The sequence below is a fragment of the Streptomyces sp. NBC_01707 genome (assembly GCF_041438805.1).
Classification (GTDB): domain Bacteria; phylum Actinomycetota; class Actinomycetes; order Streptomycetales; family Streptomycetaceae; genus Streptomyces.
On sequence record NZ_CP109190.1, the window covers coordinates 659,155 to 683,142 of the forward strand.

The window sequence follows — 23,988 nt, forward strand, 5'->3', positions numbered from 1 at the left end:
CCGGTACGGCCACAGCGAGCCTGTTCCTACAGGGTCCTTGTCTCCATCCACTCCGACCAGGCGCTGGCCACACCGTCGGCGCGCAGGGCACGGATACGGACCCGCACCTGGCGCCCGGAGCCCAGACCCTCGATTCGGCTGAAGCCGCGCAGCGGGGTGGTCCAGGAGCGGATCCGTTCACCGCCGCGGGCATCGGCTGCCTCGATGACGCAGGCTCGGTCCGCGCCCGCGCCGCGCCAGTGGAGAACGGCACCCCCCGGCACCGGCTTCAGTGCCTGCGCATCGGGCGGCAGCGGTCCGGCGTCCGCCCGGAGGGTGATCCCGGTCCTCCATGCGGAGGCGGTCTCGCCCGCCGCGCAAACGGCGACGACGCGCACCCGGTACGAGGTTCCGTCCAGCAGACCCGTGATGTCGGCGTGGCCGTCCTTGTGGACGGTGCGGGAGCGAGTCACCGTGCCGGTGGCTTCCTCAGCCGCCTCGGCACGGTAGGAGTCGGCTCCCGCCACATGGTCGAAAACCACCCGCAGGGCACGGTCAGCCGCAACGGTCTGAGCGACGCAGGGGGTGGCCGGCGCGGCCAGAAAGTGTTCGGCGACGGCGACTTCGTACCCCTGCGGATCGACCAGCCCCACGCGCTCGGTGATGGCCTCCTTGCCCAGTCCTCCCTCCGTCCGCCATGCGACGTCCCGGCTGAAGGCCACGCCGTCCGGGGCAATGTCCGGCAGTGGGACACGACGTTCGGCGACGGTGGCGCCGCAGGCGGCCACCGCACGCCAGTGCAGCCGGTGGTCGCGCAGAACGCGGCTGGGCAGCTCGCCCGCGCTCCGCGGGACGACCGTGATCCGGGTGCCGCTGTCCGTTGACGTCAGCAACAGTCCTCCGACCGGGGCGAAGGCGACGCGCATCTGGTCGTAGCTGCGCTTGAGCCCACCCCATTCGGTCTGCACGCCCCACCCGCGCAGCTGGTTGACGGAGGTCCCCTGGAAGCGGCTGCGGTAGTCGTCGAAGGTCCATCGGGAGGCACCGATCACCCACGGCAGGAGGGACAGCTCCGCCGGGATTCCGTCGTCGTGGCGTGAGGCGTACTCGAGGCTCTCCCGGGCGGGGGTGAAGGTGTAACCGTCGCTGCTGAACTCGCTGACGAAGACCGGCTTGTCCGGGTAATGAATGCGCAGCTGCCGCAGCCGCTCCGCGTAGTCCCGGTACATGTTGATCGCGATGAAGTCGGTGTACTGGAGGGCCTCGTCCTGCGGGCCCTCGATCTCGCTGAAAGTGTTGCTGACATACGTCAGGGGGCGCGAGTCGTCGAGCTCGGCGCGGGTGTGGTCGATCAACGCCCTGACGAAGTTCCGGCCCACTTCCTCGGTGCCCTTGATCTCGTTCGCCACGGACCATGCGCATATGGAGGGGTGGTTGGCGTCCCGGTGCACCATCTCCCTCAGTTCGGGTATCCAGCGCTCGGGGTCGAGGCAGACTTCCTGCCCCCAGACGGAGATCTCGGCGATGTTGAGCATCCCGACCTCGTCGAGGTGGTCGAGGAGATCGGGCGACTGGGGAACGTGGTGGATGCGGGTCATGTCCGCCCCGGCCCGCTTCATGTGGCCGATCTCGGCGCGGATGACCGACAGCGGCTCGGTGCCGCCGTGCACGCGGTCGCCGGGGACGCGGTTGAAGCCCACGGTGCGGACGCGTTCGCCATTGAGCATCAGGCCGTCCGGCAATATGTCGATCCTGCGGATGCCGAAGCGGTCGGAGAGGGCATAGGAAAGCTCGTCGCCCTCGCTGAGGGTGACGGTGGAACGGTAGAGCGTCGGGTGGTCCAGTGACCACAGTTCGTACGAACCCGCGGGCAGGACGGTTGTCAGGCGTACGGTCTTCGTGGAGCGAGCTGGCACGGTGACGTCCCGGCCGGCGGGTGGCTCGGCGCGCAGCGCTCCGCAGTGCAGGGCCCGCCCCTCCGTACAGGTGAGCGTTCCGTCGAGGCGTACGGGCCGGTCGTGATCGAGGGCATTGGACACGGTGACCTCCGTGGTCACCTCGGCGGTGCCGTCCGCCGACCGGGGGTTGGCGGTGACCTGCTGCCGTTCGATGCGCACTGCTGGGTCGACGGTGAGGGTGACAGGGCGGGAGATTCCTCCCCACAGCCAGCCGGCGCCGACAGCCTCGTCGTTGTTGGCCCTGACGGTGAGGATGTTGGCGCTGCCGTCGGTCGTCAACAGCTCGGTGACGTCGTACTCGAAGGGCGTGTATCCGCCGATGTGGGTACCGAGCCGGATGTCGCCCAGCCAGACCGTCGCGGTGTAGCAGACGGCTTCGAAGTGGAGCCGTGCGACCTGCGCGGCGCCGAGTCGGGGTGTGTCGAAGGTCCTTCGGTACCAGGCGTCGCCCTGGTGGTCGGCGTACCTGTCGTGCACGTCCCAACTGCCTGGTACGGGCAGCCTGTCCCACGCGGCCGCCTCGGGGTCGGTCGTGAATTCCCAGATTCCCCCAAGGTCGGTGGTGTGCCGCCCGGCAGGGATCTGGTGCCCGGGCCCGGCACGATCGGGAGCAGGAGCACACAATGCGGGAGCGGCCGGGGCTGCGGGCTCATCGGCGGTGTCGCCCTGGTTCGTCCCGCCCGCCGGCGGAGTGTTCTTCGGGCGTGAGAGCCGGCCGATCTCCTCGTCGGGGGACGGCAGAGGTCCTACGGCGTCCCCGGCGTCGTACGTGCTGTCCGGAGTACCGGTGACTCGGCCCGTGGCGGCTAGGGCCAAGGGCACGTCGGCGGTGGGAGGCCGGGCCGGCCACGCTGGAACGGAGTGGCCGTCACTGGTCATCGTGGTCCCTCCTCGACGGATCGGTCCGAGCCCGTGGTTCCTGTGTGCATGAGGTGTTGCTCCTCTGCCGAGCCGGATGGGCGGGCGGATTGGCACGGACCTCGAACCGGAGCGGTCACGCGCCGGTGGAGCGCCGCAGCCGCAGTTCGCCGCCGATGGTGATCTGGGGTGCCACGTCCTCGTTCCGCAGTTGCGCCAGCAGCGTGTGGGCGGCGATCTGCCCCATCCGGCGGTAGTCGCACCGGACCGTGGTCAGAGCCGGGGTGACGTAGCTCGCCAGGCTGATGTCGTCGAACCCGGCCACGGCCACCTCGTCGGGGACCTTCACTCCGTTTTCCGCGAGTACGGACAGCCCGGCGATCGCCATGAGGTCGTTGGCGTAGAAGATCGCTGTGGGACGCGGTGACCGGTCGAGCAGTTCGCGGGTGGCCTGCGCGCCACCTTCGGTGGTGAAGTCGCCCGTGACCACGGGGCCGGGCTGGAGACCCGCTTCGACCAGGGTGTCCTCCCACAGCTGACGACGGCTGCGGGCGTGGCGCAGGCTCGGGAGTCCCGAGACATGGGCGATGTTGCGGTGGCCCTGGGCTATCAGGTGGCGGGTCAGCTCGCGGACCTGTTCGGCGCCGCCGGTGCTGACCCAGGGGAACGGGCAGGTACGGCCCGGCGATCCGGCGACCACGGCGCGGGTGCCCAGCCGGCTGAGCCACTCGAAGCGGGGGTCGCGGTGGCGCAGGTCGGTCAGCAGGAATCCGTCGACCCGACGCTCCCCGACCATCTGTTCGTAGCACTCGCGCTCGGTGTGGGAGTCGTCGACGAACCGCAGCACCGCCGCGTACCCCACCGACGTGAGTGCGTTCTCCGCACCGGCCAGGAATGCGGGGAAGAACGGGTCGAGTTCGAGGAGTTCCGTGGGCCGCCGCAACACCATCCCCACGGCGTGCGCGGGGCCACCACCGACGGCGCGGGCCGCAGTGCTCGGCGTCCAGTTGAGCTCGGCGGCGGCCGCCCGGATTCTTGCCATGGTGGCGGTGCTGATGCCCTTGCCCCCGTTGAAAGTCCGGGACACGGCGCCCTTGGACACCCCGGCAAGGGTGGCGACATCGGAGATCGTCGGCCGCCGGCGTAGCTCCTGCTGCTCTTCGGTCACGCATCTCAGGCTAACGCCCGACGGACGCAAGTGACCCCAGCAGGTATACCGGTTTCCGAACATGACGAGAATTGATGTCCAGTCAAGTTGGTTGCCTCATAACCTAATTGCGCCCATCACTGGTCATAACACCCCATCAACGGCGCTGCGAACTCCTGGTGATGGAGGTCTTGACCCTCAGCAACCCGCTTACTACTGTCCCAGCTCAACCGATTTACTTCGGTGTGAGTTGGAGCCGCACCACTGGTAACGCCCGGTCGGTCGTCAGGCAGACGGGCAAGGAGTCGTGCCCGACGTACTCGCGGTCGCGACCGCCTCATTACTCCTTCACCACACCCGCTACGCATCCGCGCCGCGGGCATCCCTTTGCCGAAATTCCGCGCGCCGAGGACAAGGAGTCAACAAGATGAGAACACCATGGTCCAGACTTGCCGCCTGCTGTACCGCGGGGATGCTCGCGATCACCGCGGGGGCCTGCTCGTCCTCGGACTCCAGCAGTGATGCCGCCGACGGCAAAGTGACCATCACGGTGACGGACATGCCCCCGACCACCCAGGGGACATTGCGCAAGCAGTTCACCGACCAGGTGGCTGCCTTCGAGCGTGCGAACCCGGACATCGTTGTCAAGCCGAGTGAAGCGGTGTGGGATGCGAAGACCTTCGCCGCCCGGCTGGCCGGCGGCCAGCTCGAGACGGCGTTCATCGTGCCGCTCACCGAACCCCAGGGACTGATCAACCGCCATCAGATCGCGGACATCACCGACCAGGTGAAATCGTTGCCGAGCTCCGACCAGTTCGACAAGCGCGCGCTGGCACCGGGCACGGACGCCAAGGGTCACAACTACGGCCTGCCCACCAGCGAGTTCGCCCTCTCCCTGGTCTACAACCGGGAACTGTTCAAAAAGGCCGGACTCGACCCGGACGACCCGCCGAAGACCTGGGACGAGGTCCGGCAGGACGCGAAGGCGATCTCGGAGAAGACCGGCCTGCCCGGTTACGCGCAGCCGACGACGAACAACACGGGCGGCTGGACGCTGACCGCCATGGCGTACACGTACGGTGGCCGGATCGAGAAGGAAGAGGGCGGAAAGCAGGTCGCGGCCTTCAACGACACACCGGTGCAACAGGCGCTGGACTGGCTCAAGGCGCTCCGCTGGCAGGACAATTCCATGGGCACCCAGCAGCTTCGGGACGCGGGCGAGATCCAGAAGTCGTTCTCGGCGGGCCGTATCGGCATGATGATGGCCACACCGAGCACCTATGTCGACCACATCACCAAGTACAACGGCGACCCGAAGATCTACGGTGTCGCCGCGCTGCCTTCGGCGAGCCGGTCGGCCACCATGCTGGGCGGCAAGATGGCCGTGATCAATCCCAAGGCCAGTCCCGCCCAGCGCGAAGCAGCGGTGAAGTGGATCGACTACTACTACCTCAGGGCGAAGCACGACCCGGCGGAGGCGGGCACGCGGGCGAAGGCGGAGGCCGCCGACGGGATCCCGGTGGGCACGCCGACCGTTCCCCTCTACCAGCCCGCCGTCAGCGGACCCGTCGACGAGGCCAGAAACGAGCACGCCACCGTCCCGCTCGAGAACTTCGAGCCCTTCATCAACGGGGTGAAGCAGCAGGAGTTCGTCGTCGAGCCCGCGGTGGCCGCCCAGGACGTGTACGCCGCGCTGGACACCGCAGTTGCGGCCGTACTCACCCGCAAGAGCGCAGACCCCCAGGCCGAGTTGGACAAGGCGGAGAAGAAGGCCGTCCCCGCACTGGAGCGAGCCCAGCGATGACCATCGTCCAGCCGGCCCGTGGCGCCCCTGCGCCCCCGGAGGCGAAACAGCCGGGCACCACCCGGCCGGGCCGCCGCCATTTAGGCCTTGCCTCGTTGCGCAGGCCGGGCCGCCGGGGCTTCGGCCTCGCCTCGCTGCTCTTCCTGCTGCCGCTGCTGTTGCTCTTCGGCTGCTTCGCATGGTGGCCGATCGGCCAGAGCGTCATCCTCGGCTTCCAGGAGACCGATCTGGTCAACGAGCCCACCTGGGTCGGGCTGGACAACTTTCACTTCCTGTTCTCCGACCCCCTGTTGTGGACCACGCTCCGCAACACCGCCTGGTTCGTCCTCCTGTCCCTGGTCATCGGGTTTCCGGTACCCATCATGCTGGCGATGCTGGTCACGGAGCTGAGACGGCTGGGCGGGATCTTCCGGGTGCTGGTCTATCTGCCCGTGGTCGTCCCGCCGGTGGTCGCGTTGATGCTCTGGCGCTGGTTCTACGACCCGGATTTCGGGCTCTTCAACCAGGTCCTCGGCTCCATCGGCCTCGGCCCGTACCCCTGGCTGCAGTCGACGGCCTCCGCGATGCCGAGCCTGGTGCTGTCAGCCACGTGGGCGCACGCGGGCAGCACCACTCTGATCTACATGGCTGCGCTGTCCAGCGTGCCGGCCGATCTGTACGAGGCCGCCGAGCTGGACGGCGCATCGATCCGGCGGCGCATCTGGCACGTGACGCTGCCGCAGCTGCGCGGCGTCATCCTGATCATGCTGCTGCTCCAGATCATCGGCACGTTCCAGGTCTTCACCGAGCCCTTCATCCTCACCGACGGCGGACCGGAGGACTCGACCGTGAGCATCCTGCTGCTGATCTACCGGTACGCGTTCCTCAACGGTGACTACGGGACCGCCGCCGCGCTCAGCGTGCTGCTCGCGCTGGCGCTGGCCGTGCTGTCCGCCGTCTACCTGCGCCTGACCCGCAAGTGGAGCACATCATGAGCGACGACGACGGATCCCGCGGCGTGATCTCACCGGCCGACCGGCGGCGCCCCTCCGTACGCTGGACCCTGAGGATCTCCCAGCCCGTCATTCTGGTGGCGGTCGCGATCGCCGGCCTCGGACCGATCCTGTGGACGGTCAAGGGCGCCCTGTCCCCCACCCAGGAGATCCTCAAGGACCCACTACGGCTCTGGCCCTCCGTTCTGCAGTGGGGCAACCTCCCCACCGCCTGGGAGAATCTGAGGCTCGGCCGTTATCTGCTCAACACGGCGGTCCTGGTGGGCGGTTCCTGGTTCTTCCAGCTGCTCGTGGCGACCTGCGGCGCATACGCCCTGTCGGTGCTGCGCCCCCGGTACGGCCGTGTCGTCTACTACGCCGTGCTCGCCACGCTCTTCATACCCGGCACCACGTCGCTGGTCGCGCTCTACCTGGTGGTGCTCCACCTGCCGCTCACGGGTGTGTCGATCGCCAACACGCCCTGGGCGGTGTGGCTGCCGGCCGGAGCGCACGCCTTCAACGTACTGATCATGAAGCAGTTCTTCGACAGTCTGCCCCGTGAACTCCACGAGGCGGCGCAGGTCGACGGAGCCGGACCGTGGCGACTGTTCTGGCAGATCGTCATGCCGATGTCCGGCCCGATCGTCGCGGTGGTGTCCCTGCTGGCGGTCATGAGCGCCTGGAAGGAATTCCTCTGGCCCATGATCGTCATCTCCGCCCCCGACGCACAGCCGTTGTCGGTCGCACTGCCGCGACTGGCCGAGACGACTCAACAGAACCAGGTCATCGCGGGGATGCTCATCACGATCATCCCTCCGCTGCTGCTCTACCTGGTGTTCCAGCGCCACATCGTCCGCGGAATCGGTTTCACCGGTCTGAAGGGATGACCCCATGACCGTACACATGACCTTACGGCGGCACCGGCTGCTGCGCATGGTGCTGGCGGTGCTGCTGACACTCCTGTCCGTGCAACTGCTCGGCGCTGAGCGCGCCCGGGCCGAAACAGTCACCGATGGGAACTACTACGCCAGCAGCGCGCCCACGTCGGGGTGCCCGGACGCGGTCGGCAACCGTCTGGTCGCCTTCCAGGACAGCAAGCTCTTCAACGGCAACACCGCCGACTGCGTCGGATGGCAGGGTTCCTCGAGTGCGCCCAAGAGCGTGACCCTCGTCTTCGACCTGCTGTACGACCGCCCGCTCAGCAGCATCTCGATCACGAGTACGGCGACGAACACCTTCTGGGGCTTCGACGAGATCGAGGTCACCTATCGACCCGAGGCGGGCACCGCCTACCGCGTCGCGCACAGCGAGGCCTGGAACCGCAGCCGGCTGGACTACCAGCGCACCGTCGCGATGAACAACACACAGGCCCGGTTCGTGCGCATCAAGCTGACGCGCGTCAACCAGTTCCTGCACTTCCCCCTCTCCGAGGTCACCTTCACGCTCGGTAGCGGCACCGTCGACCCGACTCCGGACCCGTACACCCAGGAGGAGATGGATGCGGAGGTGTCCGTCCCCACCCGGCTGGTCGACGTCTACGGCCAGTATCTCTACGGGAGCTGGCCGGGCAAGCTGACCTCCGATCAGCAGCTGCAGCAGGACGCCACGGACGAGGCCGCTGCGCTGGCCGGCGTCACGCTGGACACGACCACGTACGACCAGTACGGCGGCGTGAAGGCGCTGGGCAGAAGTACCACCCACACCGGCTTCTTCCGCCTGGAGAAGGACGCGCAGGGCAAGTGGTGGTTCGTCACGCCCGACGACTACAAGTTCATCCTCAAGGGAGTCGACTCCACCTCTGCCACCGACTGGGGCTACGCCACGGTCGTGAAGGATACCGACGGCGACCCGCTCGGGAAGTTCTCGGCCCTGCCCGACGAGGCAACCTACGCCGCTGCCTACAGCAGTGACCGCACGGAGATGAGCTTCGTCAAGGCGAACCTGATGCGCAAGTACGGCATCACGGGCTGGGAGACGCCATGGCGGGACATCACCAAGAAGCGCCTGATCAAGTGGGGCTTCAACGCGCAGTCCAAGTGGTCCCGGGACGGGGGGCTGCAGATGCCGTGGATCGGCCAGATCACGGCGCCGGCCAATGTGAAGCGCATCGCCTCGTACGCCATCGACCCGTTCGACCCGGCTTTCGCCACGGAGCTCGACAAGCAGCTGAGCCCGACAAGCAGCATCGTCCGAGCGAACGTCAACAGTCCCTGGCTGATCGGCTACTTCTTCGACAACGAACGGGGATGGGACGACAACGTCATGACCACGATGCTGAACGGCACTCCCACCCAGTATCCGGCCAAGGCAGCCTTCGTCGCCTACATGATCGACACCTACGGCCTGACGGAGACCAACAACAAGCTGGGGACCCCGGGCGCCACACAGCAGGACCTGGAGACCCGGAAACTCTCCGACAATGTGCCCAGTGGCAGCGCCCTGCGCACCGAGTTCATCGGCGAGGCTTCGAAGGCCTACTATTCGACCGTCCAGGCGGCCATCGGCAAGTACGACGACCACCACCTGTTCCTCGGCTCCGCCCTGGTGCCGGGCTGGCGTTCCAGCCTGGCATGGGAGGTCTGCGGGCGCGCGTACGTGGACGCGATCTCGCTCGACGTCTACAGCAACAACGCGGGCTACCTGGACACGTACGAACCGTACGACACGCCGGTGCTGAACCTGGAGCACTCGTTCAACGTCCACGGCCGGGGCCTGCGCAGCATCAACGGCTCCGTCCGCGCCGACGACATCGCCGACCGCGGAACCATGCACCAGCAGTTCAGCTGGGGGCAGGCCGAGAGCCCGGTCTTCGTGGGGTCCGGCTGGTTCAGCTACTACGACCAGGCCATCACCGGTCGCGCGTCCGACGGCGAGAACTTCGACTTCGGCCTGGTCAACCAGCAGGACCAGCCCTACACCGCCATGACCGACGTCATGGCGCAGACCCACCAGCAGCTGGAACAGCGACACGATGACGCGCCCCTCCCCATCACCGGCACCCAGTCCGTGTGCCCGGACTGAGCAAAGGAGCCCGATCGATGATCTCGCGACGCACCCTGATACGCGGCGTTCCCGCTGCGCTCGCCCTGTCCCCGTTCGCCTCGCCCGCGTATGCGGAGGCGTCGGCTCAACCCGCGGTCGACACCTGGCTGGTCGACCGCTACGGGCAATACCTCCACCAGGACTGGCCCGGGAAGGTCGTCTCCGACGAGCAGTTGCGCAGTGAGTACGCGGAGGAGGCCGCCCGGCTGGCCCATGTCGCTCCGGACCGGATCCGGTACGACCGGTACGGCGGCCTGAGAGAGCTCGGACGGCACAAGGCCACCGGCTACTTCCGGTTGGAGCAGATCGACGGCCGCTGGTGGTTCGTCACCCCGGACGGCCACCTGTTCGTCCTCAAGGCCGTCGACGCCTTCTCCCCCCAGGAATGGGGCTACGGCACCTGGTGGAAGAATCCGGACGGCACGCTCATCGACCTCTTCGAGGAACTGCCGGACCCGGTGCGGTTCGCGTCCTGCTACACCGAGGACGACAAGGGACACGTCGTGAGCTTCCTCAGGGCCAACCTCGCGCGGAAGTACGGCGACGACTACCGGCCGAAGTGGCGCGAGACGGTTGCCAAGCGCATGATCGACTGGGGGTTCAACGCCCAGGGCAAGTGGACGCTCGACACGGAAGTCGTCATGCCGTACCTCGCCCAGGCACCGACACCCCCCGACGTGATCCGGGTGCTGTGGGGAATCGACCCGTTCGACCCCGACTTCTCGGCCAAGCTGGACCGCACCTTCGAACTGCACCGGAACCGCAAGGACCCGTGGCTCATCGGGTACTTCTTCGAGAACGAGCGCGGCTGGAGCCGTGACGTGGTCGCCGAGGTGGTCAAGCGCGACTCCACTCTCGCGGCGAAGACCGCCTTCGTCCGCTACCTGGCCGACGCCTACGGCGACGACGTGGACCGGGTCAACGTCGTTCTCGGTACCGACGCGAAGTCCTTCCACGCCCTGCGGGACACACCGATCAACATCGCCCGGGTACCCGCCGCGGACGTCACGGCGTTCATCACGCTGGCCTCGAAGACGTACTTCAGGAAGGTACGCAAGGCGATCCACAAGCAGGACCCGCACCATCTGTTCCTCGGCGGCTCCCTGGTCCCCACCTGGCGCACCAGTCCGGAGTGGAACGTCGGCGGGCGCGACTACCTCGATGCCATCTCCTTCGACTGGTACTCGACCAGCGTCGACTACCTGCGGCAGTACGAGGGATACGGCAAGCCGATCCTGACCCTGGAGTTCTCCTTCATGTTCCCCGAGAGGGGGATGACCGCCGCCAACGCGGCGACCACGGCGACCAGCCAGCAGGATCGGGGGGAGAAGTACCGGGCCTTCGTCGAGGCGCAGGCCGGGAGCCATGCCTTCGTCGGCTTCGCCTGGTTCTCCGCCTACGACCAGGCGGTGACCCGCAAGCCAGGGGCCACCGAGGCGTTCAACGTCGGTCTGACCAACCAACAGGACCAGCCGTACTACGACATGCTCGACATCATGCGGGAGGTGAACCGCGGCATCGAGGCGGTCCACCTCCAGGCGCCGCCCGCCTGACCCCCGGCCCCGTCCACCCGGCCCGGGCCGTAGCGGCCGCCTCCGCCACGGCCCGGGCCGGTCACCCAGTGAACGAAACGGAGAGCAGATGACCGACCCCAGTTCCCGCCCCACCCCCGAGACCGGCAGCACCGCTGTGCCACGGCCGGCTCCCAGGCTCGACTCCGGACTCTGGCTCGGAGCGAACTACTGGTCACGGCACGGCAGTCTCTTCATGTGGCGGGACTATGACGACGAGGTCGTCCGCGAGGAACTGCGCACCCTGCGCGAGCACGGGACCAACGTCACCCGCTCGTTCCTGTTCTGGCCGGACTTCCACCCGGCACCCGACCGGATCGACGAGGACTTCGTCGAGCGGTACCGGCAATTCCTGCGGACCAGCGCGGAGGTGGGTCTGCCCACCATTCCCACCTTTCTGGTCGGGCACATGTCCGGAGAGGACTGGGACGTGCCGTGGCGGGAGGGCCGCAACCTCTACACGAACGGCTTCATGCTGGGCCAGCAGGCGTTCTTCATCCGGGAGATCGTCCGGCGGATCGGCACGGACCCCGCGGTCGCCGGCTGGCTGATCAGCAACGAGTTCCCGATCTTCGCGGGACCGGCCACTCCCGACGAGGTGCGGGCCTGGGGCCTGATATGCACCCAGGCCGTACGGGCGGGCGGCTCCCAGTTGCCCGTGTCGCTGGGCGACGGTGCCTGGACCATGGAGACCACCGGCAAGGACAACGGCTTCCGGATCCGGCGCCAGGACGACCTGGTCGACTTCGTCGGCCCGCACACCTATCCGATGGGCGACGACCAGGTGCGGGTGCACACCGCGGCGGCCTGGGCCTGCGAGTTGAGCCACTTCGGCAAGCCGGTGGTGATGGAGGAGTTCGGTGTCTCCGCGGCGCTGTCCTCGGAGCGGAACGCCGCCCACTACTACCGGCAGGTGCTGCACCACACCCTGCTCGCCGGGGCCACCGGCTGGCTCGCCTGGAACAACACCGACTTCGCCCTGGAGTCGGTCGATCCCTACCGGCACCGCCCCTTCGAGCTGGGCTTCGGCATCACCCGCTCCGACGGCACGCCGAAGCCCGCCCTGGCCGAGATCGGCACCTTCCGGCGCCTCCTCGACGCGGTCGACTTCGACAACTGCGCCCGGCCGGACACCGAGACCTCGATCATGATCCCGTCGCACCTGGAGGAGCACCCCCGGGTGCCGGTCGCGGAACGGACCGCCATCGCGACGGTGAGCCACCACGCCTACCTCGCGGCGAAGGCCGCCGGACTCACCCCGGCCCTGAGCCGCGAACTGGACGCGCCGCGTCGCACCGGGCTGGTGCTCATCCCCTCCAACAAGCTACTGACCGCACCGACTTTCGATCTGCTGCTGGACTGGGCACGCGAGGGCAGCCACGTCTACCTGTCCTGGTTCGCCGGCGCGGGCGGCTCCCACCGCGGCGCCTGGTGGCCTCCCCTCGAGCGGCTGATCGGCGCTTCGCACACACTCCGGTACGGTCTGAACGAACCGGTCGACCCCGTCGTCACCTGGGAGTTCGCCGAGCCGCTGGGCGACCTCAAGGCCGGTGACACCCTGCGGTTCCCGGTCTCCGGGCCGGCTGATGCCCGGGCCATGCTGCCCCTGGACGAGGATCCGGCCGACTGCGTGGTGGTCGCCCGCGACGGCCGGGGCCGCCCTGCGCTGGTGCGGCGCGACCACGGAAGGGGCGTGGTGTATCTCGCCACGTACCCCGTGGAGTTCTTCGGGTCCGCGACGCCGGACGCACACCGCGACGACGAGGTGCACCGTCTCTATCGCGCCCTGGCGGCGCAGGCAGGGGTGCGCCCCTTCCTCACCGTGGACGATCCCCGGGTGCATGTCGACGGCCTGGTGCACGCCTCGGGACAGCGGTACGCATGGTTGGTCAACGTGTCCGGCGACCCGGTCACCGCACACCCGGAGCCCGGTGGCGCCGGCCGGCGCCTGGAGGACGTGCTCGACGGCCGGGACCTCACGGAGCAGGTCGTGCTGGAGCCGTTCGGGGCCGTGGTGGCACGGGTGGTGGCAGCGTGACCGTGTCACAGCGAGCCGCCGCCACGGCGCACACACCCGTCCGGGAACGCCGGCGGGCGGGGGGACCACGGGTGTTCTCCGTGGACCGCTTCGGGGCGGTGGCCGACGGCCGTACCAAGGACACCGCGGCGATCCAGGCTGCGATCGACGCGGCGCACGCCGCGGGCGGCGGCGTCGCCCATCTGCCGCCCGGCACGTATCTGTCCGGCGGCATCGAACTCAGGAGCCGGGTCACCCTTCACCTGGAGGCCGGGGCGGTCCTCCTCGGCAGCACGGACCTGGCGGACTACCCGCCGCACGAAGGACCGCCCGCAGACTGCGACGCGGGTCAGCGGCACCTGGTATTCGCCCGGGGCGCCACCGACATCGCCATCACCGGTGCCGGCACCATCGACGGCCAGGGCCCCGCCTTCTGGGAACCGTCCGGACGGCCGCCCACTCCACCGGATCGGTTCTGGGCCGATGTCGTCACCCACAACTGGAAGCCGGTCGGCAACAACGACCGCCCCTCGCCCATGGTCGAGCTCGCCGAATGCCGGAACGTGCGCATCGAGGGCGTCACCCTGCGCAACTCCCCGGGCTGGACGCTGCGTCCGATCGCCTGTGACACCGTGATGATCCGCGGCATCGTCATCCGCAATCCGATCGACGGCATCAACACCGACGGCATCGACCCGACCGCCTGCCAGAACGTGTTCATCGCCGACTGCGACATCGAGACCGGTGACGACGCGATCTGTCTGAAGAGCGAGAACCCCTACGGTGACCTCCGGGTCACCCGGAACGTCGTCGTCACCAACTGCGTACTGTCCTGCTGTTGCAACGCATTCAAGCTAGGCACCGCGACCCGGGGCGGTTTCGAGGACATCACATTCACCAACTCGGTGATCTACAACCGAGATGTGCCGCTCAACGAGCGCGTCATCTCGGGCATCGCCATCGAGATGGTCGACGGAGGCTGGGTCGACGGTGTCAGTGTCTCCGGCATTCGGATGCGCAACACCCGCACCCCCGTCTTCATTCGGCTGGGCAACCGGGGATGGGGACAGCCGGACCCGGTCCCGGGCCGGCTGCGCAGGGTCCGTATCTCGGGGATCGATGCCACGGGAGCGATCCTCACCTCCTCGATCACCGGACTCGCCGAGCAGCCCGTCGAGGACGTCGTCCTCTCGGGGATCCGCATCGACACGGACGAGGGCGGCCGGCGCGAGTGGGTGGAGCGGAACATCCCCGAGGAGATCGCCGAGTATCCGGAAGCCCGGATGTTCGGCCGTCTGCCCGCCTACGGCCTCTACGTCCGTCACGCCCGCGGGATACGGATCTCCGGCACCGAGATCCGCTCCACGGTGCCCGATCCGCGCCCGCTGCTGGTCGCGGACGACGTGGTGGGTCTTTCGGTCGACACGCTGGACGGTACCGGGCCCGGTACCGGTACCTCCCTGTTGGAACTGCGGAACACCCGGGACGCCTTCCTCAGTCGCTCGCGGGCCCCGCAAGGCACCGATGTCTACCTCACGGTCAGTGGGTTCCGCTCCGCGGATATTGCCCTGGTGGGCAACGAGTTGTCGCGAGCCACATCTGCGGTCGCGACCACCCACGGGGCGGCACGGGACAGCGTGGTCTCGGACGGAAACCTCGTGGGCCGGTGACCCGCTGCCGGTGCCTGGGTGGCGGCCCCGGCGTTCGCGCCGGACATGGAGCTGCACACCCCGGCCGGGACGGTCCGGCTGGCAGGCCTCACCGGAACCGCACGGCCACTGCTGCTCGACATGACCGAGGACGCATCGGTTGCCGGGGAGCTCGCACAGTGGCACGACCAGGTGGACGTCGTCATCGCGGAAGACCGGTCCCCCGCCCCTGCGGCCACTGCCCTGCTGCTTCGCCCGGACTGCTATGTGGCATGGGCGTCGGACTCACCCCGTCCTGACGCGGCCGACCTGGACGCCCTGCGGACCGCCACGCAGCGGTGGTTCGGCGATGCCGAACCACCCGCAACAGCTCGGAAACCCTACGAACGACGTGAAGGGCGCTGAGCACACAACCGAATGAGTCGGCGCTCAGGGAGGTGGGGCCGGATGGGCGCACCCGTGCGCCGGGCGAACTGCCTTGGGTCGTTATCGCCGGATGAGGCCGAGTTCGGTGGCCGTGGCGACGGCAGCGGTTCGGGAGTCGACGCCGAGTTTGACGTAGATGCGGGCCAGGTGGGACTTGACCGTTCCTTCGGTGAGGTGGAGCCGGTTACCGATGGCCTGGTTGGACAGGCCCTCGGCGACCAGTGCGAGAACTTCGGTCTCGCGCCGGGTCAGCGTGGTGCCGGGAGTACGCAGCCGGTTCATCAACCGGTCCGCGACGGTGGGTGCGAGTGTGGTGCGGCCTGCCGCAGCGGTGCGTACGGCGGCGGCCAGATCCTCGGGTGGGGCGTCCTTGAGGAGGTAGCCGGTGGCGCCGGCTTCGATGGCGCGGAGAGTGTCGGCGTCGGTGTCGTAGGTGGTGACGATCAACACGCGGGGGGCTCGAGGGCGTGCGGTGATGGCGGCGGTGGCCTCTGCGCCGTTCATTCCCTTGCCGAACTGAAGGTCCATGAGGACGACATCGATGTCGCCCTCGGCGACACGGGCGACGGCGTCCTCGGCGGTCGCGGCTTCGGCCACCACTTCGATGCCGGCTTCGGTCTCCAGCACGGCGCGCAGCCCCGCCCGCACGACGGGGTGGTCGTCGGCCAGGAGCAGGCGGATGGGGGTGTCGGTCACGGGCGGGCCTCAGGATCGTTCTCGGCGGAGGGAGTCAAGGGGAGCTGGGCGGCCAGGGCGGTGCCGTGGCCTGGAGTCGACTCGATGATGAGAGTGCCCCCCACGGCGTGGACACGGGCTCGCATGGCGGCCAGCCCGAACCCGCCGGCCTCCGGGTCGGGGACGGGCAGGTGGCAGGGATCGAAGCCGCACCCGTCGTCGACGATGTCCACGGCGACGTGGTCGCCGAGGTAGCTGAGGGTGACCTCTGCTGCGGTGGCCTTCGCGTGCCGGACGGTGTTCCCGAGGGCCGACTGCGTGATGCGCAGCAGTGCGACCTCGTGCGCGGTCGGCAGCGGTAGCGGGTCGCCGGTGAGGTGGAAGCGGGCGGTGATCCGGTGGCGGGCGCTGGTGATGGCGCACAGGCGTTCCAGAGCGCCGGCCAAGGTGGTGCCTTCCAGGGCGGGCGGGGCGAGGGCGGCGACGAAGCGGCGGGCCTCGGCGAGGTTGTCGACGGCGGCCTGGCGGGCCTGCTCGACGTAGCGGGCGGCGCTTTCGGGAGTGCCGGGCAGGGCGCGCTCGGCGGCGCGCAGCAGCAGCTGGATGCTGGAGAGGCCCTGGGCCAGGGTGTCGTGGATCTCGCGGGCCAGACGTTCGCGCTCGGACAGCACGCCGGCGGTGTGCTGGGCGGCAGCCAGATCGGCGCGGGTGGCGGTGAGCTCCTCGATCAGGTGCCGCCGTTGTTCGCTCTCCAGGTACAGGGCCTGATACCCCCACACCACCGCCACTGCCACGGCGGCGCCGAGGGCCGGGCCGATCGCCATCGCAGCACTGAAGGTGCCCTGATGCGCGGCGAAGCCGGCGACGGCGGCCAGTCCGGTGGCCGCCACGGCGGCCAGTGCGGCGCGGCGGGCCAGCAGGTGGAGCTGGAGAAAGTACAGGGGGAATGCCACCCACACCCCGTCGGCGGACAGGGCCAGCAGCACCAGCCAGACGGTACCCACAGCGGCCAGCCACAGTGCGGCGGCCGGCCGCGAGCGGCTGACGCGTGGCAGGAGTGGGCCGGCGGCGTAGACGAGGCCGCATGCCGCGGCTGCGGCGACGACCCATCCGGCGTGCGGATCGTCATCGGTCACGGCTCGGCCGGCGGCCAGGGCGAGCAAGCCGATGACCAGCAGATGCAGGCACCAGGCCAGGGCTCTGGTGGTGGGGATCGAGGCGGGGGCGGTGGTGTTCACAGTCCTTCCACCCTAAGGAGAAACCCTCTGCACGGCTTCCATCGAAAGTTACAACCGGTCTGCCGCCTTTCGATGCGCCAAGTGCTGTCCTTGGCCAGACGCGTCAGGGGAGGGTTGGCAGCGACGGTGGGGACATACCGATTCCGCCCATGAAAGAGCAGGTCCAAGCCGTGTTCGTCGCCTGGAGAGACCTGAGATTCGCCAAAGGGCGCTTCGCCCTGATGGGTACCGTCATCGTGCTGATCACCCTGCTGGTCGGGCTGCTGTCCGGACTGACCGCCGGACTGGGCAGGCAGAACATCTCCGCGATCACCTCCCTGCCCGCTGACAAGATCGCCTTCGGCGCGCCGGGCGAGGGCGAGGAACCGTCGTACTCGAGCTCCGCCGTCACGGAGAAGCAGTGGCAACAGTGGTCCAAGACGCCCGGCGTGAGCAGCGCCGAACCGCTGGGCATCACCGCCACCAAGGCAACCGCCGGGAAGAAGAGCACAGGCGTCTCCGCCTTCGGCGTGAAACCCGGCTCCACGCTCGCCCCCGACGGCAGCAAGATCGACGGTCACGCGGTGGTCCTGTCGACCGCCGCAGCTGACGACCTGGGCGTCGCGGCGGGCGGCACCATCACCCTGGCCGGGCAGAAACTGACCGTCGCCGCGGTGAGCGGTGACGCCTCCTTCAGCCACACCCCCGTCATCTGGACCAGCCTCGACACCTGGCGGAAGACCGCACCTCCCATGGGCGACGCGGGCGGGCCCACCGCCACCGTCATCGCTCTGGACGCCACCTCCGAAACCGACTTCAAGTCCGTCGACCGGGCGGCGGGCACCAAGACGGTCTCCAAGGAAGACTCGTTGTCCGCGATCGGCTCCTACACCTCCGAAAACGGCTCCCTGCAACTGATGCGCGGCTTCCTGTTCGCGATCTCCGCCCTGGTCATCGGCGCCTTCTTCACCGTGTGGACCATCCAGCGCAGCGGCGACGTCGCCATCCTCAAGGCTCTGGGAGCTTCCACCGCCAACCTGCTCAAGGACGCGCTCGGCCAGGCCCTCGTCCTGCTGGCCGGCGGCACCCTGATCGGCACCGGCATCGCCGCCGGCCTCGGCGCCCTCGTCGCCGGCAGTGCGGTGCCGTTCCTCCTCACGCCCACGACCGTCCTCGTCCCCGCCGCCGTGACCATCGCGCTCGGCGCACTCGGGGCCGGCCTGTCCATCCGCCGCATCACCTCCGTCGACCCGCTGACCGCCCTGGGGGGCGCCCGATGAGCCTCAGCCTGACCGACATCACCCTCACCTACCCCGACGGCGCCTCCCGTCTGACCGCATTGGACCAGGTCACCCTTCAGGTGCCCAAGGGCAGCCTGACCGCCGTCGTCGGCCCCTCCGGCTCCGGCAAGTCCAGCCTTCTCGCCGTCGCCGCCACCCTCATCACCCCCGATACCGGTACCGTCACCATCGACGGCACGCCCACCACCGGCCTGAACCGCGGTGACCTCGCCGACCTGCGCCGCCACAAGATCGGCATCGTCTTTCAGCAGCCCAACCTGCTGTCCTCCCTCACCGCCGCCGAACAGCTCCAGGTCATGGCACACGTCGACGGCCGCAACCCACGAAGCGCCCACGACCGGGCCATGGAACTGCTCGACGCCGTCGGCCTGGCCGACCAGGCCGGCCGGCGCCCCCACCAGCTCTCCGGCGGCCAGCGCCAGCGCATCAACATCGCCCGTGCCCTGATGAACGACCCCACCGTTCTCCTGGTCGACGAACCCACCAGTTCCCTCGATCACGAACGTGGCGCCGTCGTCATCGGCCTGATCACCCGCCTCACTCACCAGCAGGCCACCGCGACCGTCCTGGTCACTCACGACCGCACCCACCTGACCGCGGTCGACGACGTCGTCGAAGTTCACGACGGGCGTCTTCGCCTCCCCTCCGCCGCCCCGTAGCTCCCGTACGCGAGGAGCCCAGAGCTTCTGCGACGTCGAGCCCGGCGAGAGCCCGGTCGCCCACGGCGCCGCACTCCAGCGCTCCAAGGGACTGGGGTTCGACGCCAGGGTGCTCGCTGCTCCGTCCGAGGGCTTCGCCGGAGCAGTTCGTCGTGCCGCTCGCATCCAAAAATCGAACACGCGTACCATTCGCTTGTGCCCACGTACGACTTCCCCCAGGACCTGCGCGACGCCCAGCTTGCGCTGCACGAAACCCGTGCTCGGTACGAGCAGTACGCCCGGACCCTGCCGTGGTCGGCTGAGCCGATGCCCGGCTGGGAGAGCGAGAAGCAGCCCTACACCAGCTTCCGATCCGGAAAGACAGACAGCCCGGGCTACACCGACGAGCAGGCCGCGGAGATCGCCCGTCTCGAGGCCCGCGTCCTCGAACTCGGCGTCATCGTGTCCACCCACCCGTTCTGGAGCAGCGTGGAGAGTGGCGTTGTCGATGCCCGTATGGCACTGAAGCACGTCCACGAACAGCCGGCCGAGGCCTAGCGGTGTCCGAATCAGGCGGGATATCCGACCTGGACAAGAACCGGGCTCTGGCCGACTGGCTGGAGTGGCAGCTGCGCCGGACCCGGAACCGGATCCGTGAGCTGGAGATCAAGGAACGGCAGGAGCGGCGTGGCTACGAGCGGGCACAGGCGGAGCAGTCGTGGAAGATCCAGCCGAAGCACTCCGGGGGCACGGCGACACTGCATCGCGGGGGCTGCACCCTGTCACCCCAGCTCGGGTTCATCAGCCGCGAAGAGGCGATCATCGCGTTGAACGAACCCGACATCGAGGCATGCCGGATCTGCCATCCGGAAGAGGGCCTGAGGGTTGCATAGAGCTCGTCCGGACCCCCTGTGGCGCAGCGGCTCACCGCCGACGGCACCGCCCCGCAGGCCGCAGCGGTCCTCACCGTCACCGGGATCGCCCTCCTCGTCACCCCGAACCACCACGGACAGATCGGAGTATCCGGCCCCACCGTCTTCGAACGGACACCGGCACAGTGCAAGTGCGGGCAAGGCAGGGGCCGCGGCTCCCTCGCGCAGAAAACGGTCGCGCCCACCGGGGCTTACCGGACGGCCCTCAGCAGTACCGGATCTCGGCCCGACCGAAGCCACTGCTGTAACCGCTGCCATAACCAACCGCGTAGCCCTGGTTGTAGAGACTGGGAGTGGTCCTCAGGTACTGTCCGTAGCCTTGTTGGCCCAGGCCGGCCCGGCAGTCGTCCCTGGCATCTCTGTACCCGTCCCTGAAGCCGGCTCGGTAACCAGTTCGGTAGCCGTCCTGGTAGCCACCCTGGTCGGGAACATGGACTGTCTTCACCGCCGCAGATGCCGGTGCGGCTGAGGCTTCGGCTGCGACGACAGCGGGCGAGAAGGCCAGAGCGACGACGACGAGCGCTGGACCGAGCCACGCAAGCAAGCGTCTGGCAGTCATAGGTCACTCCTCGAATCGACACTGCTGCGGAGCGGCACAACCTCCGGCAAAGGCAGCCATATGCCCGGAACTCTGCATCTGATCGGCCGCCACGGCGCCCTCCCGACCGCCTCTTCCAGCCTGCGCCCCCTCTCAGGCGATGTCATGTCGACAGGGCGTTGAGGGCATACCTGACGGGCTTGCGGCCAATCAACGCATTCCCTCCGATCCCGAACTCCACTGGCGTGGTGTGCTCACCCGTACGAGATTCGCGACCAACTCGCTGTCAACTGTGCTGGGTTGTTCCCACACCTGAACGATCGGCAGCCGCGGCCGTTGAAGGGTGCCGAGGACCGGAGCGCGGCGCCCGCGAGGTCCTTCGCGATCAGGGCGACGGGCAAGCCACCCGAGTGGTCCGGAGCGCCGCTCTGCGCGTACCAGGTGCCTGGAGTGTCTCCCATGGTTATTCGGGCAGCGGTCGGTCGTCGATGACGTGCTTCATGACGAGGGTGGAGGTAAGACGCTGGACGCCCGGCAGCCTGGCCAACTGCTGGTCGTAGAGCTGCTGGTACGCGGCCAGGTCGGTGGTGGCGACGCGCACGAGGTAGTCGGGTTCGCCGAAGAGGCGCTGGGCCTGGATGACGTTCGGGATCGCGGTCACCGCTTCCTCGAAGGCGGTGACGGTGTCGCGGTCCTCCCAGCGCAGCGTGGCGAAGACAAGGGCCTCGAAGTTCAGGCCGACGGCGGCGGGGTCGACTACGGCACGGTAGCCACGGATGGCGCCCTCGCGTTCGAGGTCACGCACGCGGCGGTGGCAGGGCGAGACGCTCAATCGCACGCGGGCGGCCAGCTCGGTCACTGTCAGACGACCGTCCAGCTGCAGCTCGGTAAGAATCTTCCGGTCCAGGGCATCCATGAGCAAGATTCTCCCTCATTTGATGCGATCATGGAGTAGAAGCAGAAACACTTTCGGCAACATCACACCTAATCTTCCCTCTCAGGGCAAGGAATGTGAGAGGGAGCAAGCGATGGACACGACGACGGTGGCGGCATTCCTGGCCGTGGATCTGCTACTGGTGTTCACCCCGGGCGCGGACTGGGCCTACGCGATCTCGGCAGGGCTGAGCGACCGGTCGCTCGTCCCGGCGGTCGCCGGGCTGATAGCCGGATATGCGGGATACACGCTGCTCGCCCTCGCCGGCCTGGTGGTGATCGTGGCGAGCTCGGCGACCGTCCTCACCACGCTGACCATCGCTGGGGCCGCGTACCTGATGTGGCTGGGCCGGGGTGTCCTGCGCCGGCCGCCGATCGTGGGGACGTCCACGGAGGCCATGGCCTCGTCGCGCGGGCAGATCATCCTCAAGGGCGCCGGGATCAGCGGCCTGAACCCCAAGGCTCTGTTGCTGTACTTCTCGCTGTTCCCCCAGTTCATCGACCCCGCGGTCGACTGGCCCGTCGCCGCGCAGACGGGCCTGCTCGGCGCGCTCCACATGACCGCTTGTGCCCTCGTGTACCTCGCCGTCGGCATGCTCGCCCGGAGTGTCCTGAAGACCCGGCCGTCGGCGGCCCGGGCGGTCACCCGTGTCTCCGGTGCCATGATGATCGCCATCGGTGGTTTCCTGCTGGTGGAACGCCTGGCCGGTTGAGGAACCCGCACCGACCCGTTCACAGACCGCGACATCCGTCGAAGGAGAGCACGTGGAAGACCGGACACAGCAGGAACAGGCGAGCCCCGAGGTGCAGAAGCGTATCCAGGACAGCTTCGACCGCCAGGGGCTGATGGCTCACCTCGGTGCACGGATAACCCACATCGGACCGGGACGCGTGCACATCGTGCTACCAAGTCGGCCCGAAGTGACCCAGCAGCACGGCTATTTCCATGCCGGTGCCACCAGCGCCATCGCGGACACCGCCGGCGGCTATGCGGCCTACACACTGTTCCCCGAGGACACCGAGGTACTCACCGTCGAGTACAAGATCAATCTCCTGGCGCCCGCGGTCGGTGACCACATCGAGGCCGTCGGGACGGTCCTGAAGGCCGGACGCACGCTGACCGTCTGCCAGTTGGAGGTGTTCGGCGTCCCGGACTGCGGCGAGCGGAAGCTGGTCGCGAACGGGCAGCAGACGCTGATCCGCGTGAAGCGGCCCGAGCGGTGAGCCCGCATCCGTCGTTGCCGTCCTGGGCGACGTGGTGGCAACGGCCGTTCCCGGACGCCAACACACTGTTGCTCCAGGGGCGGCAACCGGCCCTGGTCGACACCGGGTTCGTGGGTCATGCCGAGGAGACGGCCGCCTGGGCCCGCGCACGCGCCGGGGAGGTCGGCCTGGTGGTGAACACGCACTGGCACTCCGACCACGTCGGCGGCAACGCCCTCCTCCAGGCGCATGGCGCCGCCGTCGCGGCCGGGGCACCGGAGGCCGAGGCCATCGAGCGCCGGGACCCGGGCTGCTGCGCGGCCGAGTACCTGGATCAGCCGGTCGCCCCGTACACGGTCGACGTATCGCTCGACGACGGACAGGTCCTCCGGCTCGGTGACGCCGAGTGGGAGGTCGTCCGGACCCCCGGGCACACGCCTGGGCATCTGGCGCTGTGGGAGCCGGAGAAGCGGCTGCTCGTGGTCGGGGACGCGCTGTCGGACTACGACGTCGGCTGGGTGAACCTCGCCCTCGACGGACTCGACGCGGCCACCGCCGCGCTCACCTCCCTCAAACGGATGGCCGACCTCGCCCCACGCGTGATCCTCCCCTCCCACGGCCCGATCCCCGCCGACCCGGGTGCCGCATTCGCCGCAGCCCTGCGCCGTGCGCAACGGCTCGTGGACGACCCGGACGGGACGGTCTGGTACGGCGCTCGGCGGATCTTCGCATTCGCCCTGATGATCCGCGGGGGCCTCCCGGCCGACGAGGTCGAGCCCTACCTCCACGCTCGAGCCTGGCTGATCGACGCCGCCCGGCTCCTGGACCTGACGCCCGAGGCGCTCGCCACCGACCTGGTCACCACCATGCTCGCCAGCCGCGCCGTCGTCCTCCGCGACGGACGCCTCCACGCCGCCGCCGACCACACCCCTGTGGCGGCCGAGTCGTTGCGCGTGCCGTACCCGCGCGCATGGCCTGTTTCGGAGCCGCGCTGACTCGCGGCGGAACGTGTGTGGGCGAACGTCTTCCCGCCGCTCGCCTGCCTACGTTCCGCCCGGACCGTACGCCGCCGGCATCGCCCGCCTACCCCGCGCTCCTTCATCTCACGCAGGTGGTAGGTCCGAACCCG

The 23,988-nt window shown here is 68.8% G+C and carries 21 protein-coding genes; 15 read left to right on the plus strand and 6 right to left on the minus strand.

Features of this window, described 5'->3' with window-relative positions; genetic code table 11:
• Window positions 1-26: 26 nt before the first annotated feature.
• Window positions 27-2,816, minus strand: a complete 2,790-nt coding sequence (locus tag OG963_RS03135; RefSeq protein ID WP_371798319.1) for a glycoside hydrolase family 2 TIM barrel-domain containing protein — start codon at window positions 2,814-2,816, stop codon at window positions 27-29.
• A gap of 115 nt (window positions 2,817-2,931) precedes the next feature.
• Window positions 2,932-3,963, minus strand: a complete 1,032-nt coding sequence (locus OG963_RS03140; protein ID WP_218133073.1) for a LacI family DNA-binding transcriptional regulator — start codon at window positions 3,961-3,963, stop codon at window positions 2,932-2,934.
• 406 nt (window positions 3,964-4,369) lie between these two features.
• Here OG963_RS03140 and OG963_RS03145 point away from each other — a divergent pair, with 406 nt between their 5' ends.
• From OG963_RS03145 to OG963_RS03180, 8 genes are all read left to right on the plus strand, one after another.
• On the plus strand, window positions 4,370-5,746 hold the full coding sequence (locus OG963_RS03145) for an ABC transporter substrate-binding protein (protein WP_093771206.1): 1,377 nt from the start codon (window positions 4,370-4,372) through the stop codon (window positions 5,744-5,746).
• On the plus strand, window positions 5,743-6,720 hold the full coding sequence (locus OG963_RS03150) for a carbohydrate ABC transporter permease (RefSeq protein ID WP_093771204.1): 978 nt from the start codon (window positions 5,743-5,745) through the stop codon (window positions 6,718-6,720). The genes OG963_RS03145 and OG963_RS03150 overlap by 4 nt, the downstream gene beginning before the upstream one ends.
• Complete coding sequence (locus OG963_RS03155) at window positions 6,717-7,604, plus strand: carbohydrate ABC transporter permease (protein WP_093771202.1); 888 nt, start codon at window positions 6,717-6,719, stop codon at window positions 7,602-7,604. Before OG963_RS03150 ends, OG963_RS03155 begins: the two co-directional genes overlap by 4 nt.
• A 4-nt stretch (window positions 7,605-7,608) precedes the next feature.
• Entirely contained in the window at window positions 7,609-9,738 is a 2,130-nt protein-coding gene (locus tag OG963_RS03160; RefSeq protein WP_371798320.1) for a hypothetical protein, read from the plus strand.
• A gap of 17 nt (window positions 9,739-9,755) precedes the next feature.
• Window positions 9,756-11,312, plus strand: coding sequence for a hypothetical protein (locus OG963_RS03165; protein WP_093771198.1), 1,557 nt, complete (start codon window positions 9,756-9,758; stop codon window positions 11,310-11,312).
• Window positions 11,313-11,400: 88 nt separating this feature from the next.
• On the plus strand, window positions 11,401-13,368 hold the full coding sequence (locus tag OG963_RS03170; RefSeq protein WP_319739865.1) for a beta-mannosidase: 1,968 nt from the start codon (window positions 11,401-11,403) through the stop codon (window positions 13,366-13,368).
• Complete coding sequence (locus tag OG963_RS03175; protein WP_093771196.1) at window positions 13,365-15,017, plus strand: glycoside hydrolase family 28 protein; 1,653 nt, start codon at window positions 13,365-13,367, stop codon at window positions 15,015-15,017. Before OG963_RS03170 ends, OG963_RS03175 begins: the two co-directional genes overlap by 4 nt.
• An 18-nt stretch (window positions 15,018-15,035) precedes the next feature.
• Window positions 15,036-15,401, plus strand: coding sequence for a hypothetical protein (locus OG963_RS03180; RefSeq protein ID WP_362272975.1), 366 nt, complete (start codon window positions 15,036-15,038; stop codon window positions 15,399-15,401).
• An 81-nt stretch (window positions 15,402-15,482) separates the two neighbouring features.
• Here OG963_RS03180 and OG963_RS03185 read toward each other — a convergent pair whose 3' ends face one another.
• The gene (locus tag OG963_RS03185; protein ID WP_371798321.1) at window positions 15,483-16,118 is read right to left on the minus strand and encodes a response regulator; all 636 of its coding nucleotides are present in this window, start codon (window positions 16,116-16,118) and stop codon (window positions 15,483-15,485) included.
• A complete protein-coding gene (locus OG963_RS03190) occupies window positions 16,115-17,335 on the minus strand; it encodes a sensor histidine kinase (RefSeq protein ID WP_093771190.1) in 1,221 nt (406 codons plus the stop codon). Before OG963_RS03190 ends, OG963_RS03185 begins: the two co-directional genes overlap by 4 nt.
• A 170-nt stretch (window positions 17,336-17,505) precedes the next feature.
• Between OG963_RS03190 and OG963_RS03195 the strand changes: the two genes are divergently transcribed.
• From OG963_RS03195 to OG963_RS03210, 4 genes are all read left to right on the plus strand, one after another.
• Entirely contained in the window at window positions 17,506-18,594 is a 1,089-nt protein-coding gene (locus tag OG963_RS03195) for an ABC transporter permease (RefSeq protein ID WP_093772215.1), read from the plus strand.
• A complete protein-coding gene (locus tag OG963_RS03200; RefSeq protein ID WP_093771188.1) occupies window positions 18,591-19,274 on the plus strand; it encodes an ABC transporter ATP-binding protein in 684 nt (227 codons plus the stop codon). The genes OG963_RS03195 and OG963_RS03200 overlap by 4 nt, the downstream gene beginning before the upstream one ends.
• A gap of 195 nt (window positions 19,275-19,469) precedes the next feature.
• Window positions 19,470-19,811, plus strand: coding sequence for a hypothetical protein (locus tag OG963_RS03205; protein ID WP_030922704.1), 342 nt, complete (start codon window positions 19,470-19,472; stop codon window positions 19,809-19,811).
• A 2-nt stretch (window positions 19,812-19,813) separates the two neighbouring features.
• The gene (locus OG963_RS03210; RefSeq protein WP_319739864.1) at window positions 19,814-20,146 is read left to right on the plus strand and encodes a DUF6233 domain-containing protein; all 333 of its coding nucleotides are present in this window, start codon (window positions 19,814-19,816) and stop codon (window positions 20,144-20,146) included.
• A 244-nt stretch (window positions 20,147-20,390) separates the two neighbouring features.
• Here the strand turns inward: OG963_RS03210 and OG963_RS03215 are convergent, their stop codons facing one another.
• Window positions 20,391-20,744 (minus strand): hypothetical protein, encoded by a 354-nt coding sequence (locus OG963_RS03215; RefSeq protein WP_371798322.1) that lies wholly within the window; start codon window positions 20,742-20,744, stop codon window positions 20,391-20,393.
• A gap of 442 nt (window positions 20,745-21,186) precedes the next feature.
• The gene (locus OG963_RS03220) at window positions 21,187-21,639 is read right to left on the minus strand and encodes an Lrp/AsnC family transcriptional regulator (RefSeq protein WP_319739862.1); all 453 of its coding nucleotides are present in this window, start codon (window positions 21,637-21,639) and stop codon (window positions 21,187-21,189) included.
• Window positions 21,640-21,751: 112 nt separating this feature from the next.
• Between OG963_RS03220 and OG963_RS03225 the strand changes: the two genes are divergently transcribed.
• From OG963_RS03225 to OG963_RS03235, 3 genes are read left to right on the plus strand one after another with little or no spacing between them, the layout of a single operon-like run.
• Window positions 21,752-22,369 carry a LysE family translocator gene (locus OG963_RS03225; protein WP_093771180.1) on the plus strand — a complete coding sequence of 206 codons (618 nt, stop codon included), beginning with the start codon at window positions 21,752-21,754 and terminating at the stop codon, window positions 22,367-22,369.
• A 52-nt stretch (window positions 22,370-22,421) separates the two neighbouring features.
• A complete protein-coding gene (locus OG963_RS03230; RefSeq protein ID WP_093771178.1) occupies window positions 22,422-22,880 on the plus strand; it encodes a PaaI family thioesterase in 459 nt (152 codons plus the stop codon).
• Entirely contained in the window at window positions 22,877-23,854 is a 978-nt protein-coding gene (locus tag OG963_RS03235) for an MBL fold metallo-hydrolase (protein ID WP_093771176.1), read from the plus strand. The genes OG963_RS03230 and OG963_RS03235 overlap by 4 nt, the downstream gene beginning before the upstream one ends.
• Window positions 23,855-23,988 lie beyond the last annotated feature (134 nt).

Coding starts and splice junctions, on each gene's coding strand:
- OG963_RS03135 (WP_371798319.1), bottom strand. CDS start 2,816: ATGACCAGTGACGGCCACTCCGTTCCAGCGTGGCCGGCCCGGCCTCCC.
- OG963_RS03145 (WP_093771206.1), top strand. CDS start 4,370: ATGAGAACACCATGGTCCAGACTTGCCGCCTGCTGTACCGCGGGGATG.
- OG963_RS03150 (WP_093771204.1), top strand. CDS start 5,743: ATGACCATCGTCCAGCCGGCCCGTGGCGCCCCTGCGCCCCCGGAGGCG.
- OG963_RS03155 (WP_093771202.1), top strand. CDS start 6,717: ATGAGCGACGACGACGGATCCCGCGGCGTGATCTCACCGGCCGACCGG.
- OG963_RS03160 (WP_371798320.1), top strand. CDS start 7,609: ATGACCGTACACATGACCTTACGGCGGCACCGGCTGCTGCGCATGGTG.
- OG963_RS03165 (WP_093771198.1), top strand. CDS start 9,756: ATGATCTCGCGACGCACCCTGATACGCGGCGTTCCCGCTGCGCTCGCC.
- OG963_RS03170 (WP_319739865.1), top strand. CDS start 11,401: ATGACCGACCCCAGTTCCCGCCCCACCCCCGAGACCGGCAGCACCGCT.
- OG963_RS03200 (WP_093771188.1), top strand. CDS start 18,591: ATGAGCCTCAGCCTGACCGACATCACCCTCACCTACCCCGACGGCGCC.
- OG963_RS03215 (WP_371798322.1), bottom strand. CDS start 20,744: ATGACTGCCAGACGCTTGCTTGCGTGGCTCGGTCCAGCGCTCGTCGTC.
- OG963_RS03220 (WP_319739862.1), bottom strand. CDS start 21,639: ATGGATGCCCTGGACCGGAAGATTCTTACCGAGCTGCAGCTGGACGGT.
- OG963_RS03225 (WP_093771180.1), top strand. CDS start 21,752: ATGGACACGACGACGGTGGCGGCATTCCTGGCCGTGGATCTGCTACTG.